This window comes from Gammaproteobacteria bacterium, assembly GCA_003696665.1.
In the GTDB taxonomy this organism is placed as follows: domain Bacteria; phylum Pseudomonadota; class Gammaproteobacteria; order Enterobacterales.
Genome location: RFGJ01000410.1, coordinates 1 through 1,396, shown reverse-complemented (window position 1 = coordinate 1,396; position 1,396 = coordinate 1). Strand labels below are relative to the sequence as shown.

At 52.7% G+C, this 1,396-nt stretch carries 1 protein-coding gene; it reads left to right on the top strand.

Features of this window, described 5'->3' with window-relative positions:
* Positions 1-272: 272 nt before the first annotated feature.
* Entirely contained in the window at positions 273-845 is a 573-nt protein-coding gene (locus D6694_10350; GenBank protein RMH40117.1) for a hypothetical protein, read from the top strand.
* Positions 846-1,396 lie beyond the last annotated feature (551 nt).

The window sequence follows — 1,396 nt, the reverse complement described above, 5'->3', positions numbered from 1 at the left end:
GGCAACAAGCGCTACACCACCGAAATCTGGGTCAACGAATTCATGCTGCTGAACTGAATATCACCTATCCCGCAATCATGGAGGCTTTCCCGAAAGGGGAAGCCTTTTTTGTTGGTTGGTTATGAGCGTGTTGTGTGTGTGGGTGTGAAAAAGACCAAATTTTTTTGCCGACAGGCATAAGGAAAGGCGGGGCCCTGCAATGAGAGGGTGTCTGCGGCAGGAAAGCCTGCCCGATCGTTCACCGGAATTTTTTTCACCAAAATTCATTTCTCATGAACTACTCGTTCAAAATGCTGATCGCTTTGGCACTCGGTCTGATCTCGCTGTCAAGCTGCAAGAAAGACCCGGTTGTGCCCGAGGAGCTGCAACACCAGGAACTGAACATCGACATGAACCAGTACGGCGACCTGGCCTTCCTGACCTTTGATAACAAGGGGTTCGAGGTAATTGGCCCACAGGAACTCGGCAATCGGGGAGAAGCGGTGCGCTTCGCGCTGATGCGCCGCTCCGACGCCACCTCCCACCACTGGATCCTGGTCTCGCCCGATGACGAACTCCTCGATTCCGAAGCAATCCTGTTCGATTGGACCACGCGTGCCATGATGCATCTGCGGGAACTGCCCGCCAGCGAGTACGATGCCGCCAACCCGAAGTCGCAAGCTGATCTGGACGATCTGTATGCAAATGCCAAGACGTACACGCCCGACGGCAGGCGCTCCGGCCCCCTGAGTCCCGACACCGTAATCCTGGCCAAAAAGGACGGAGACGACACCACCTACGTCATTTACATCAAGATTTGCGTCGAAGGCGATGATTGGAAAGTCTGCATCGAGGCAAGTTGGTGAGTATAGCCCCATGGACGCCCTTTGACGGCTCGAAGACCCCAAAAGCCGGATGCCGCGCACCTTTCTGGGTGCGCGGCACATTTACTTTGCATATCAGAGCCTTGTCGGAAAAGTCGATGGACGATGGACAAAGACAATAGACGATAGACTTACGTTGTCACGCGTCACGCGTCACAGCCTGCCCCGACAGAGTCGGGGTTGTCACGTTGTCACGTTGTAACGCTCAACCCTCAACCATTTTTTTTCAGGGGACTCAGGCTGAGTCTACTGCAAAAAGTCGATGGACGATGGACGATAGACGATGGACATGTAATCTGAATTCGTAAAATAGTGTGAATCAACTTCAAACACTAAACTTTAAACTATAAACTCAAACGCTCAACGCTCAACGCTCAACGCTCAACCACTTTTTTCAGGGGACTCAGGCTATTTTCCCAACCCCCTTCGTAACGAGTATATCTGATTTTCGAAAAACACCAGCTATGAAACTCCCATTCCTGCTCGCCTTTTGTGGATCGTTGCTCGCGGTCGGTCCGGCGCTGGCCTTCCAG

Excerpts from the sequence above, each read along its gene's own strand:
- D6694_10350 (RMH40117.1), top strand. The coding sequence starts at position 273 with ATGAACTACTCGTTCAAAATGCTGATCGCTTTGGCACTCGGTCTGATC.